Below are 12,697 nucleotides of genomic sequence, written 5' to 3' on the forward strand. Positions count from 1 at the left end.
GCCGCCGACTCCGGCGTGGCACGCGGATGACGCTGCAAAAACCACGCACTGAACTCCGCCACCGAAGCCCCGCTAGGCGGCCGCGACAACCGTTCGAACATACGTTCGATTATAGCGTTCGGGGCTGACAACGGCCACCGCCGAAGGATCAGTGCGCGGCGGCGTCCCAGGATCGCCCGTAGCCGACCGCGACCTCCAGCGGGACGCTGAGCGGATAGGCGCTGCCCATCTTGTCGCGCACCAGTGCCTCCAGCGGCTCGCGTTCGCCGTCGGCCACTTCGAACAGCAATTCGTCGTGCACCTGCAGCAGCATCCGTGACTGCAGTCCCGAGGCCTTCAACGCCTGGTCGACGTTGATCATCGCGACCTTGATGATGTCGGCCGCACTGCCCTGGATCGGGGCGTTGAGCGCAGCCCGCTCGGCGGACTCCCGCACCTGACGGTTGCTGCTGTCCAGCTCCGGCAGGTAACGCCGCCGGCCCAGCACCGTGGAGGTGTAGCCGTCCTTGCGGGCCTGCTCGACGACCTCGTGCAGATACTCGCGGACCCGGCCGAACCGGTCGAAGTAGGCGTCCATCTGCTCTTTGGCCTCTTCGGTAGAGATCTTGAGCTGGGAGGCCAGCCCGTAGGCGCTCAACCCGTAGGCCAGGCCGTACGACATCGCCTTGACGCGACGGCGCATATCCGGGGTGACCTCGTCGATGGGCACCGAGAACGCCCGCGACCCGACGAACGAGTGCAGGTCTTCGCCGGTGTTGAACGCCTCGATAAGACCCTCGTCGGCCGACAGGTGCGCCATGATGCGCATCTCGATCTGGCTGTAGTCGACCGTCATCAGCTCGGGGTAGCCCTGCCCGACCACGAAGCCGTCGCGGATCTGGCGGCCGGCGTCGGTGCGGATCGGGATGTTCTGCAGGTTGGGATCGGTGGACGACAAGCGGCCGGTCGCCGCGATGGTCTGATTCAGCGTGGTGTGGATCCGGCCGTCGGAGGCAACCGATTTCAGCAATCCGTCGACGGTCACCTTCAGCCGGGTGACGTCGCGGTGGGCCAGCAGGTGCTCCAGGAACGGATGGCCGGTCTTATCGAACAGGGTCTGCAGCGCGTCAGCGTCGGTGGTGTAGCCGGTCTTGGTCTTCTTGGTCTTGGGCATGCCCAGTTCGTCGAAGAGCACCACCTGCAGCTGTTTGGGCGAACCGAGGTTGATCTGCTTGCCGATCACCGCATAGGCCGCCTCGGCGGCGTCGCGGATCTGGTCTCCGAACCGGCTCTGCAGCTGGCTCAGGTGATCGAGGTCCACACCGATTCCGGTGGTCTCCAGCTCGGCCAGCACCCGTTGCAGGGGCAGTTCGATGTCGGCGAGCAGACCCGAAGAGTCGATGCGAGCCAGTTCGAGATCCAGCGCGTCGGCCAGGTCGGTGACGGCCCGGGCCCGCAGGATCGCGGTCTGCACCGCCTGATCGTCGATGCCCTCGGTGTCGTCCAGCAGCGAAAGCTGTTGCTGCTCATCGGATTCAGCACGCAGCTCCCGGCGCAGGTAGCGCACCGACAGGTCGTCGAGGCTGAAGCTGCGCTGCCCGGGCCGCACCAGGTAGGCGGCCAGAGCGGTGTCGCAGGTGACGCCGTCCAGGCTCCAGCCGCGCCCGGCCAGGTCGTGGATGGCCAGCTTGGCCTCGTGCAGCGCCTTGGGCTTGGCCGGATCGGCCAGCCAGGCGCCCAGCGCGGCGTCGTCTTCGGCAGTCAGCGCCGCGGTGTCGATGTAGCCGCCTTCGCCGTCCGCCGAGGCCAGGGCCAGCGCGGTGGCGTCGCTGTCGAAGCTGCGGTGGGTGCCGATCACGGCCAGCCCGGTGCGCCGGCCGTCGGCGGCGTGTGCGCCCAGCCACGAGGCGACGGTGCCGGGCTCCAGCGCGCCGCCGCGCACCTCGAAGCCCTCCTCGGCCTCGGGGACTGTGCCGCCGGCGGTGGACAGCGTGTCGAACAACCGGTCGCGCAGCACCCGGAACTCGAGGTCGTCGAAGAGCTGATGGATCTGCTCACGATCCCAGGGCACCAGCCGCAGGGTGTCCGGCGTCTGGGCCAGCGGCACGTTGCGCACCAGGTCGGTCAGTTCGCGATTGAGGATCACGGTGGACAGGTTGGCGCGCAACGCATCTCCGACCTTGCCCTTGACGGTGTCGACCTGGTCCACCAGCCCCTGCAGCGAACCGTATTCACTGATCCACTTCGACGCGGTCTTCTCCCCCACCCCGGGGATGCCCGGCAGGTTGTCGCTGGGGTCGCCGCGCAGCGCGGCGAAGTCCGGGTACTGCACCGGGGTCAGACCGTACTTCTCGACGACCGCGTCCGGGGTGAAGCGGGTCAGGTCGCTGACACCCTTGCGGGGGTAGAGCACGGTCACGTTCTCGTTCACCAATTGCAGGGCATCGCGGTCGCCGGTGACCACCAGCACCCGGTAACCCTCGGCGTCGGCCTGGGTGGCCAGCGTGGCGATCAGGTCATCGGCCTCGAAACCGGCCTCGGACAGCGTGGTGATGCCCAGCGCGTTGAGGACTTCCTTGGTGATGTCGATCTGGCCGCGGAACTCATCGGGGGTGCTCGAACGGGTGGCCTTGTACTCCGGGAAGCGTTCGGAGCGGAAGGTTTGGCGCGACACGTCGAACGCGGCGGCGACGTGGGTCGGGGTCTCGTCGCGCAGCAGGTTGATCAGCATTGCGGTGAACCCGTAGACGGCGTTGGTGGTCAGGCCGCTGCGGGTCTTGAAGTTCTCCGCGGGCAGGGCATAGAACGCCCGGTACGCCAGCGAGTTTCCGTCGAGGAGCAGCAGCGTCGGTTTGGTCTGACTCACGGGGACAACTCTATGCACTGCCGCGGACATCAGGTCAGCGGTCGCTCCTCAGTGACGTCGTGCTCGGCGATCGCGGCCGACAGGATCGCGGCAGCCTGCTCATCGCTGGGCCCGCTGCCGCGGAACGCGTCCAACGCGGCCCGCGATTCCCAACGCTCGAAGATGTCGACCCGGCTCGGGTCGAGAAGGTCGGCGGTGATCGCAAAGCCCAGGCACCCCGGTGCGCGGCGCGCCTGGTGCACGACGTCGCGGCACTGTTGCAGGTAGTCGTCCCGCTGACCGGGATCCACCGTCAGATGTCCTGCGACGATCACCACTGCCGAATCCCTCCGTTTCCGTGTCTGACCTCGCCACCATAGGTCGCAGCACCCGTCAGCCCGGTGACTGGAACACGTTTCAATTTCACCGCCGTCGTTCGGTACGCTGACCGGGTGCCAGATGTAGCCTCGCAGCCCGCGATCGACGGGTGGTACGCCACCGACGACGCCGGCCTCCCCCACCTGATCGGCGCGAAGTGTCCGCAGTGCGGCACCTATGTGTTCCCGCCGCGTGAGAACAACTGCCCCAACCCCGCCTGCGACGGCGACGTGCTGGAGCCGGTCGCGCTGTCACGGCGCGGCACGATCTGGAGCTACACCGAGAACCGGTACCTTCCGCCGGCCCCCTACCCACCGAGCGACCCGTTCGAGCCGTTCGCGATCGCCGCGGTGGAGCTGGCCGACGAGGGCCTGATCGTGCTGGGCAAGGTCGTCGAGGGCACCCTGGCCGCGGACTTGAAGGTCGGCATGGAGATGGAGCTGACCACCATGCCGCTCTACACCGACGACGACGGCGTGACGCGCACCGTCTACGCGTGGAAGAAGGTGGACTCCAATGCCTGAGCCGTTGTACATCTTGGGCGCGGGCATGCACCCGTGGGGCAAGTGGGGCCGCGACTTCACCGAGTACGGGATGGTCGCCGCCCGTGCCGCGCTGGCCGACGCCGGCCTGAACGCGCAGCAGATCCAGTTCATCGCCGGGGCGGACACCATCCGCAACGGCTACCCGGGCTTCATCGCCGGTTCGACGTTCGCCCAGAAGCTGGGCTGGAACGGGGTTCCGGTGTCCTCGTCGTATGCCGCCTGCGCCTCCGGGTCGCAGGCGCTGCAGAGCGCCCGGGCCCAGATCTTGGCCGGCTTCTGCGATGTGGCGCTGGTGATCGGCGCCGACACCACCCCCAAGGGCGCGTTCGCCCCGGTCGGCGGTGAGCGCAAAGCTGACCCGGACTGGCAGCGGTTCCACCTCATCGGGGCGATGAACCCGGTGTACTTCGCGCTGCTGGCGCGCCGCCGGATGGACCTCTACGGCGCCACCTCCGAGGACTTCGCACAGGTGAAGGTGAAGAACTCTCGGCACGGCTTGAGCAACCCGAATGCCCGCTACCGCAAGGAATCCGCGGTTGCCGACGTGCTGGCCAGTCCGGTGGTCTCCGACCCGCTGCGCCAGCTCGACATCTGCGCCACCTCCGACGGTGCCGCGGCGTTGATCGTGGCCAGCGCGGAATTCGCCCGCAAGCACCTGGGATCGCTCGACGGTGTGCCGTCGGTGCGCGCGGTGTCCACCGTGACCCCGCGCTACCCGCAGCACCTGCCCGAATTGCCGGACATCGCAACCGATTCCACCGCTGTGGTGGCGGCCCCCGAGCGGGTGTTCAAGGATCAGATCCTGGACGCCGCCTACGCCGAGGCCGGGATCGGTGCCGAGGACGTCAGCCTGGCCGAGGTCTACGACCTGTCCACCGCGCTGGAGATCGACTGGTACGAGCACCTGGGCCTGTGCGCCAAGGGTGAGGGCGAGCAGCTGCTGCGCAGCGGTGCCACCACCATCGGCGGTCGCGTCCCGGTGAACCCGTCCGGCGGGCTGGCCTGCTTCGGCGAGGCGATTCCGGCGCAGGCCATCGCCCAGGTGTGCGAGCTCACCTGGCAGCTGCGCGGTCAGGCCACCGGCCGTCAGGTTGAGGGCGCCACCGTCGGTGTGACGGCCAACCAGGGCCTGTTCGGTCACGGCTCGTCGGTGATCGTCGCGCGCTGATCCCCTTGATCGTATGAGGGGCTGGCGCCTCGCTCATCTGTGAACGTGGGGGTGTAAATGACTGATCGGAAATGCCAGTACGTCCTAGACGGTATTCAGCAGAACTAGAACTGGTAGCCACTGCCCAGGTGGGCACTTCTTCTTATTGGTCAGCTGGACCAGCTAGTCGGGGCCCCGGGGCGCACCCTGTCGCGGCTGCTCCAGCAGCTGACAGGCCTGGCGAGCGAATCCGCTCAGCGGCGCCCAAGCACGAAATTCGGCACGACGGGATGGTTGGGCACTGTGCAACCGCGTCGCTATCCTATGGGTAACCGGGGCGGTTAAGTCGGCGACCGACCGGCGTGCCGCAACTACTTCAAGCACCGACACCAACTGGTAGGGGTACACATTCAGTGGCCCCTTCGGATCCACTCCGACCTGGTCAATGAGCGCATCCACCAGTCTTTGCAGCACTTCGCCACCGTAGTTTCGCCAGTACCGGTCGATGTAGTCGCATTTAATTCTCTCGAACAGCTCCGGATCATTGCCCGCAATCCTACGAGCGATCGAGATGAGACGGGATGCAGCCACGAAGGGCAAGACCTCGAACAGCGGCCCAGACCAGCGTTCTACTACTCTGCAGGTGGCAGCGGCCTCACCATATATCTGCCATTCGCTTTCCGGCGTGCTGTCGGTCATCCCGATCAGTCCACCGACAGCAATGTTCAACGACCCCACAGCAACCATTTCCGAGGTTCCAATGGCCAACTTCGCGTCGCCGCAAAGCAGCGCCAGTCCAAAGAGCCGGCCCTGGACGGCGGGAACGCGTTTCTGCTCGAACTCCCTTAGTAACCGAACAGCTCGGGCGACAACACGGTCATCGCCAGTCCTAATCGCCGCGTCCGCGTGCAGGCAAAGCGCCGCCACATCGCGGTACCCGGAAACACATCGGATCGCGAGCAGCAGTTCGCCAGCAGTCAGGTAGGCCTTGGCGCGACTGTTTCGCATGGCGATCTGATCCGGCCTGTTGCCAGGGTGGTCCGACCCGTGCTCGCAGTCGGATTCCGGCGACGGTTCGTCGTCCGGAGCCGACCACACCGTCGGCAGCGGTACACCGGCACTTCCGAGTTCTGTGGGCCCGAGATCGTCAGTGTCGATGTGCAGACGCGCCAGTGCGGGGCCGGCAGAGTACGTCAGGCCGCCCGGGTGCGCGATCATCCCCATGACCGGCTCAACGGCGTGCACACCAACCGGATCATCAAGATTCGGCCACGCCATGATGCGACCGTCCGAACCCGCCGAAACCAAGAGGTACGCATCCCCGCAGGGCAACACTGCCAGCGCAGTCACCTGTCCGGCGTGCCCACCACCCGACGTGATCAGCTCGCCGCGTCGCCAGATGCGGATCTTCCCGTCATCACCGCCGGCGACCAAGACACGATGACCATCCAGCTGTGTCAGCAACAACGCGGTCGATCGGCCCGTTTCCAGTACTGCTGTCCGCACCCGATCGCCTCGCACCCGCCAAATCCGGACAACCGGCTCGGCAGTGGCCGAGGCGATAACATCAACACACCCGCCGTTATCAGGTCCATCGGCTGCACAGCCTTCGATGACACCGACAGCGAGCGCGGCGACGGCCCCGCGTACCCGCCCCGGGTGCGGCCGCGTCTGGTCCAATTGCGGCGCGTCCATCTGCGCCATGTCGTACCGCCAGATTAGTAACGCGCTGTCTGTACCGCCGGATACGAAGACTCGCTCACCATGGAAATTTCCCGCGGCAAGCGCAGTAACGCCGCCTGTGTGCGCGCCGGTGATATCAGCGATCTCCGTGCCGGAGCCGGAATAGAAGCGCAGGTGACCGTCGCTTCCGCCGCAGGCGACGACGGCGCGGCTGGGGGTTTCCAGGGGTTCCAGAGTGGCAACAGCGTTGACCATGCCTTTTTTTAGGAGGACTTGTCGGCTACTGCAATCTGTGTGCCCGTTGGCATCCCAGTAGTGCAGACCGGCGCCGGCAGCCGACACCACTGCCGCATTCGATCCGGCCGAGGCCAGCGCTGACACCGACAGGTCAGGCGCGGCATCGGAGGCACGGATGTCGGCGGCCGTCCACACCCGGATGGTGCCGCTACCGTCGGCTGCAGCCACGACGTCGTGTTCGCCGAGGGCGCCCACCACCAGTGGCCGGGAGTTGTTGCCATGGCCGGCCCACACATTTCCGATCAATTCGCCGTTGGGTCGCGATACGCGCAGCACACCACTGCCATCGACCGAAGCTATGATGTCATCGTCGTCGAGTCGCCCCGTCGCAATGGCCTGAATCCGGCCGCTGTGTTCGATCAACGGCAAATTGCCCGTCGCCCTGCCCACCTTCCACCGATACAGAGCACATTCCACACTAAACAGAACGACTTCGTCACCGCCCATCTCACACCCGGCCAGCGCAGTCCTGTTCGCCCATCCGAGTCGGATGGCGGTTGGCCGATCGGGCTCCGCGGCGTCGACGACCCCGAGCGTCCGCATCCTCGCAAAAGCGATCTTTGTGCGGCCAGCCCGCGGGTACAACGCGACGTTATTAGCCGCCAGTCTGAATGTGCGGCAGTCAACTTCGGAGTTATCACCGCTGGGATCGCCGGTGAGCGTCCACACCGCGACTTCCGAATCCTTCTCCTGTTCAACGTATTTGGTCACCGACGTGATCGTCAGGTGAGAAGCGTGGTGCGTCACATGTATGCGGCGGACCGCCCTGACATGCGTGTCGCTCTCGGCGAGCTGTGCACCGCTTGAACCAGCGAAGATCCGCACCTTCGCGTCCGACCCGCCGGAGACGATGACGCCCCGCCCACCTAACTCGCCGAGTGCCACCGCATTAACGGCGGCGTTACTGTGCGCAATGATCGGTCTGCCCACGGGATTGCCGTCGGCGTCCCACACTCGGATAACGCCATCGCTATCTCCGGAGATCAGCACGCCCACCCCGTCCAGCGTCCCAATCGTCAGGCAACGCACCGCGCTGTTGTGACCGAGCAACTTTCGATGATTACTGCCGAGCGGGTGCGCCCAAACGGGTGCGAATGCCTTCTTGACCGGATCCGTCAGAGCGGCCATAAGCCGCTTGCGCAACGCGTCGGCGCCGTGATGCGTCGCGGCCATCACGAGGAACCACAACCGGTCGTCGCCGCAGAGCGGGGCGAGTCGCCCGCCTTCGCGTAGGATCAGTCCGGGCAGCGATGCGGGGTTGTGAGGTCCGGCGACGGCGAGCAGCAGGCGTAGCTCGGGTATCGACCCCCATGCCACGAAATTGGTGTCGTCGAGCAGTTTGAGCAACTGACCGCAGGCGGCCGCGTGATGACTAATCTGGGTGCGCAGGTAGTAGTCCGCGTTGGCCCAACCAGCCTCTTCCGCTTCGCCGCAAAGTGAGTTGTAGATTGTCCGTTCGATGCCGACGGAGTCCACACCAGATCTGGATTTGAGGGCATCGACGAAGGCCTGGTGAAACAACCGCACGACGCGGTGCTCGTCCGCGCCGTGTGATTGCAGCAGGTAGTCCGCCACCGGGGAGGTGAGAATGAAGTCGATGTCGTCCTGTGACACCGGGTATCCCAGCGCGGTCGCGAGGCTTCGCCAGCGCGGATCAGTCAGCCCGCTGCCGCGGGAGTAGGCCAGCGTTTTGAGCATGCCCCCGACGGTGCCTCGACGCTCGACCGGCAAGGCGCGGGAAAGTTTGTCCAACGCTTGGGAGAGATCGCTAGGCAACTCGCCTGCGTCGAAATCCGGATCGCGCGGGTCAACAATGTCACGCTGGCGGGCAAGCAGTGCCGCCGTCACGCCAGCGACCAGGAAGTTCGTTCCCGCCCGCCGGGCGATTTCCCGAGCCAGGCCCAGGGTCAAGAGGCGATCCGCGCGGTAGAAGTTCCAGGACTCGTCCGCGAAGCTGTCATCGTCCATACCTTCTCGGCACAGAAGCGCGGCGATTGCGTCGACCATGCCATCGGTGTCGCAGTACGGTTCGACATCGAGGTCAACCAGATTGTCCTCCTGCGCATCCCGCACCGACAGATGGTTCAGCAGGCCGCTCACGCGGAATCGGTCACCGACCGCCTGGGGGCGTGTGGCGGCAACAACTCGCACGCTGGGAAGACACGCCAGGGAGGACAGCAGCCCGGCGATCTCCACTGCTTCTCTTGCATCGAACGCCTCATCGACGGCATCGATGAAGATAAGCACTGGGGTCCCCAGATCACGTAGCGCATTCCGTAACTGCGCGGACGTGGAGGGTGACTGGGCGGCCTGCACAGCGTCACCGATCCCCGTGCGCACACGAAGAGCTGTACAGCCGCGCGCATCAATGGCGATACCGATGGCGGTTCGCCACGCGGCATTCGCTGCAGCACGGGCGAGCACCACGGATTTGCCGGAGCCGGGCCGTCCGGTGATCACTACGGGGCGCTGCGGCCGATCGGGGTCAGTCGACAACGTATCCAGCACCGCTGCGATGTGTGCCAGTGCCTCGCCTCGGCCATGGAAGCAATCGCCAGCCAGCCAACCGTAGGCGCCGTTGGCTTTGGCATTACGGGCGAATTGGTCCTCGACTTGGCTCTCGATTTGCTCTTCGCTTCCGAAGTAACGCCAAGGGCAGGGCAGTTGCGGCCAGAGCCGGCGTACCACCGACGTCGGCACGAACCGGTCGAACTCTGCGTCTTTAGCGCCGCAAGAAATTATCCCGACCACCCGGCACTCCGCATCGACCACCGGGCCGCCGCTTTGACCGCGCAGGTTGCCGACTCCCTCTTCCCATTGCAGTTGCTGCATCGAATTGGCAGTGGGGCCGCTGAGGGTGAATGCGCGCCACACTCCGTTGGCCTCAACCTCGGAAACGGGATAGCCGAAGCAGCGAAGTTTTTGCGGGAGTCGTCCAGGTGGCGCTACCGGAGCTGGGGCGCAGTCTGGCGGTGCGTCGAACCGCAGTCGCAGCACGGCGGCATCCACCTCATAATTGGACAGATCGACAAGGTCAGCCGCGATTCTCCGGTTGCCGAATCGCACTGTGATGGAGTCAGCCGTAATGGTTTCGCCCTGACCGTGCGGGACAACATGTCTTGCGGTGAGGACGTGACGCAGATCGAGGAGTACCCCCGACCCGGAGCGCGTCTCGCCAACACAGACCACCACAGTGGCCCCGACAATTCTATCCGCTGGTGTCATCGCGACAAGGCATCCGGCCGGTCGAGATCCCAGGTCAGGGTCGCCTTCACCGAGCCGGAATTCTGCGCGCTCGCGAAGAACCAGCCGAGCTTTCCGGAGACCCCCAGCGAGAATTCCAGGCTGATCTTGTCCGGCTTCGCCTTTTCGCGGATCTCCGCGCAGACCACCTGCATTGCCTCAGCCGCTGCGGTCAGCCGCGCCAGCTTTCCCTCCAGTGACACCGGCCGATCGCTATATTCGGCGACCAGATCTCCAATCGCTTCGAAATAGACGACGGTGTTGTCGTCGAGATGAACCGCCACCATGTTGGTCATCGAGTTCCCTACGCTTGACACGTCAGCGCTAGACGCTGCGGCGAGGAAACTTTACCAATATTCCGGACGTATGTCTCGCAATGTTCCAGACGGTTGGTCTCCGGTCGGCTACCCCTGAGTGTCTGCACAGCGACACGCCGAGGCGAGCCGTACAACTACGCACACCCGCGACACTGGGATCCTGTTGCGATGACCGAAACCGTTGTTGTCAAGGTCAAACCGGGCAGCCGCAAGGGCCCCCTGGTCGAGATCGACGACGACGGACAGCTGACCGTCTACGTGCGTGAACCCGCAGTGGACGGCAAGGCCAACGCCGCCGTCATCCGTGTTCTGGCAGAGCATTTCGGTGTTCCGCGAAGCCGTGTCGAACTGGCGTCAGGCGCCGGGGCGCGAATCAAGCGGTTCCGGATCGATCGGTAGGCGGCGTCTCGAGGGAGCCGTCGCCCCTAGCCGGAACCCTTGCCCGACGCCTCCCCCGACGAGCCAGCTTGCGGCAGTAGTGATTCCAATGCGGCACGGTTGATCCGCCGGAACGCGCGCTTGGGCCGGTTGGCATCCAAAATGGCCACTTCCAGGGTGCCCGGCCCCAGCTCGCGCGGCTCGCCACCGTTGCCGGTGTCGGTCTGTTTGAGCGCGTTGACCGCGATGTGCAGCGCGTCGGCCAACTCGGCGTTCTCGGCGTAGGACTCCTTGAGCGCGTTGGTGACCGGCTCGGTGGTGCCACCCATCACCACGAAGTGCGGCTCATCGGTGATCGACCCGTCATAGGTGACCCGGTACAGCTCAGGCGCTTTCGTCTGGCCCTGGTAGGCGACGCCGGCCACACACAACTCCACCTCATAAGGCTTGGCCTGCTCGGTGAAGATGGTGCCCAGGGTCTGGGCGTAGACATTGGCCAGCTGGCGGGCGGTGACGTCACGCCGGTCATAGGCGTAGCCGCGAGTATCGGCGAACTGAATGCCGCCGCGGCGCAGGTTCTCGAACTCGTTGATCCGGCCCGCCGCCGCGAAACCCACCCGGTCATAGAGTTCGCTGATCTTCTGCAATGAGCGAGAAGGGTTCTCGGCGACGAACAACACGCCGTCGGCGTAGGCCAGCGCCACCACGCTGCGACCGCGGGCGATGCCCTTGCGCGCGAGCTCGCCGCGCTCGCGCATCGCCTGCTCGGGCGAGATGAAGTACGGGAAGCTCATTTCTTACCCCGCTTGGTCGCTGGCCCCGAATCCCCGCCACGCGTCCGGCTCTCGACGACCACACGGGCCAGCTCGGCGATCCGCTCCTCGGCGATGTCGACGGCGCCGTCGGCATCGATGGTGACCGCGGTCGGATAGATACCCCGCACCAGATCCGGCCCGCCGGTGGCGGAGTCGTCATCGGCGGCGTCGTAGAGCGCCTCGATGGCCACCCGCAGCGCGGTGTCAGCGTCGCTGATCTGGTTGTAGAGCTTCTTGATCGACGACTTGGCGAACAGCGAACCCGAGCCCACCGCCTGGTAGCCCTCGCTCTCCACGTTCCAGCCGCCGGCGGCGTCGAAGGACACGATGCGCCCCGCGGTCTGCGGGTCCTCAGCATCGATGTCGTAACCGGCCAGCAGCGGCAACGCCACCAAGCCCTGCATCGCGGCTCCCAGGTTGCCGCGCACCATGGTCGACAACCGGTTGACCTTGCCGGCGAACGTCAGCGGGACACCTTCGAGCTTCTCGTAGTGTTCCAGTTCCACCGCGTAGAGCCGGGCGAACTCGACCGCGATGGCCGCGGTGCCGGCGATGCCGGTCGCGGTGTACTCGTCGGTGACGTACACCTTCTGCACGTCGCGGCCCGCGATCATATTGCCCTGCGTAGAACGGCGGTCACCGGCGATGAGGACCCCGCCGGGGTACTTCAGCGCGACGATGGTGGTGCCGTGCGGCAGTTGCTCACCCACCCCACCGGTGTACGCGGCACCCGCGCCGGTCGGCAACAGCTCCGGAGCCTGCAGCCGCAGGAACTCCGAAAACGACGACAGACCTACGCCGGTGAGCGCGATTCCTGGGGTTGCTGAGTTGAGGGGCAGACGATCACGCGACAACCAGGTCACTGGCCGCCCTTTTGGACGTACGCGCGCACGAAGTCCTCGGCGTTCTCTTCCAGCACGTCGTCGATCTCGTCGAGCAGGTCATCGGTGTCCTCGGTGAGCTTCTCTCGGCGTTCCTGGCCCGCCGCAGTGCTGCCGGTGAGATCGTCGTCGTCTCCGCCGCCCCCGCCGCGCTTGGTCTGCTCCTGAGCCATTGCTGCCTCCTGAATC

10 protein-coding genes are annotated in these 12,697 nt (G+C 65.8%); 3 read left to right on the forward strand and 7 right to left on the reverse strand.

Translation table 11 applies throughout. The features are described 5' to 3' along the window. Positions 1-148: 148 nt before the first annotated feature. Positions 149-2,845, reverse strand: coding sequence for a DNA polymerase I (gene polA, locus LI94_RS09300; protein WP_239651190.1), 2,697 nt, complete (start codon positions 2,843-2,845; stop codon positions 149-151). Between the two features lie 29 nt (positions 2,846-2,874). Continuing rightward, entirely contained in the window at positions 2,875-3,162 is a 288-nt protein-coding gene (locus tag LI94_RS09305) for an antibiotic biosynthesis monooxygenase family protein (RefSeq protein WP_046301009.1), read from the reverse strand. A gap of 114 nt (positions 3,163-3,276) precedes the next feature. Here LI94_RS09305 and LI94_RS09310 point away from each other — a divergent pair, with 114 nt between their 5' ends. After that, a complete protein-coding gene (locus tag LI94_RS09310) occupies positions 3,277-3,726 on the forward strand; it encodes a Zn-ribbon domain-containing OB-fold protein (RefSeq protein ID WP_046301021.1) in 450 nt (149 codons plus the stop codon). Beyond that, positions 3,719-4,915: a lipid-transfer protein gene (locus tag LI94_RS09315; RefSeq protein WP_046301010.1), complete on the forward strand. Its 1,197-nt coding sequence runs from the start codon at positions 3,719-3,721 to the stop codon at positions 4,913-4,915. The genes LI94_RS09310 and LI94_RS09315 overlap by 8 nt, the downstream gene beginning before the upstream one ends. A gap of 162 nt (positions 4,916-5,077) precedes the next feature. Here the strand turns inward: LI94_RS09315 and LI94_RS09320 are convergent, their stop codons facing one another. Together LI94_RS09320 and LI94_RS09325 are read right to left on the reverse strand one after the other, a co-directional pair. Continuing rightward, positions 5,078-10,099 carry a trypsin-like peptidase domain-containing protein gene (locus tag LI94_RS09320; RefSeq protein ID WP_082105712.1) on the reverse strand — a complete coding sequence of 1,674 codons (5,022 nt, stop codon included), beginning with the start codon at positions 10,097-10,099 and terminating at the stop codon, positions 5,078-5,080. Continuing rightward, positions 10,096-10,413 (reverse strand): CU044_2847 family protein, encoded by a 318-nt coding sequence (locus LI94_RS09325; RefSeq protein ID WP_046301012.1) that lies wholly within the window; start codon positions 10,411-10,413, stop codon positions 10,096-10,098. The genes LI94_RS09320 and LI94_RS09325 overlap by 4 nt, the downstream gene beginning before the upstream one ends. A 189-nt stretch (positions 10,414-10,602) precedes the next feature. Here LI94_RS09325 and LI94_RS09330 point away from each other — a divergent pair, with 189 nt between their 5' ends. Then, positions 10,603-10,833 (forward strand): DUF167 domain-containing protein, encoded by a 231-nt coding sequence (locus LI94_RS09330; protein WP_046301013.1) that lies wholly within the window; start codon positions 10,603-10,605, stop codon positions 10,831-10,833. Between the two features lie 26 nt (positions 10,834-10,859). On the opposite strand, the gene prcA is transcribed toward LI94_RS09330, so the two are convergent. The 3 genes from prcA to LI94_RS09345 are packed head-to-tail and all read right to left on the reverse strand — an operon-like array spanning position 10,860 to position 12,681. Beyond that, positions 10,860-11,606 carry a proteasome subunit alpha gene (gene prcA, locus LI94_RS09335; RefSeq protein ID WP_046301014.1) on the reverse strand — a complete coding sequence of 249 codons (747 nt, stop codon included), beginning with the start codon at positions 11,604-11,606 and terminating at the stop codon, positions 10,860-10,862. Beyond that, positions 11,603-12,490, reverse strand: a complete 888-nt coding sequence (prcB, locus tag LI94_RS09340) for a proteasome subunit beta (protein WP_024441365.1) — start codon at positions 12,488-12,490, stop codon at positions 11,603-11,605. Before prcB ends, prcA begins: the two co-directional genes overlap by 4 nt. Continuing rightward, the gene (locus tag LI94_RS09345) at positions 12,487-12,681 is read right to left on the reverse strand and encodes a ubiquitin-like protein Pup (protein ID WP_024441366.1); all 195 of its coding nucleotides are present in this window, start codon (positions 12,679-12,681) and stop codon (positions 12,487-12,489) included. The genes prcB and LI94_RS09345 overlap by 4 nt, the downstream gene beginning before the upstream one ends. Positions 12,682-12,697 lie beyond the last annotated feature (16 nt).

The organism is Mycobacterium sp. UM_Kg27 (genome assembly GCF_000972905.1).
Taxonomy (GTDB): domain Bacteria; phylum Actinomycetota; class Actinomycetes; order Mycobacteriales; family Mycobacteriaceae; genus Mycobacterium.

Bases quoted from the DNA above. Each gene is read 5' to 3' on its own strand.
- LI94_RS09315 (WP_046301010.1), top strand. From the start codon at position 3,719: ATGCCTGAGCCGTTGTACATCTTGGGCGCGGGCATGCACCCGTGGGGC.
- LI94_RS09320 (WP_082105712.1), bottom strand. From the start codon at position 10,099: ATGACACCAGCGGATAGAATTGTCGGGGCCACTGTGGTGGTCTGTGTT.
- LI94_RS09325 (WP_046301012.1), bottom strand. From the start codon at position 10,413: ATGACCAACATGGTGGCGGTTCATCTCGACGACAACACCGTCGTCTAT.
- LI94_RS09330 (WP_046301013.1), top strand. From the start codon at position 10,603: ATGACCGAAACCGTTGTTGTCAAGGTCAAACCGGGCAGCCGCAAGGGC.
- prcA (WP_046301014.1), bottom strand. From the start codon at position 11,606: ATGAGCTTCCCGTACTTCATCTCGCCCGAGCAGGCGATGCGCGAGCGC.
- LI94_RS09345 (WP_024441366.1), bottom strand. From the start codon at position 12,681: ATGGCTCAGGAGCAGACCAAGCGCGGCGGGGGCGGCGGAGACGACGAC.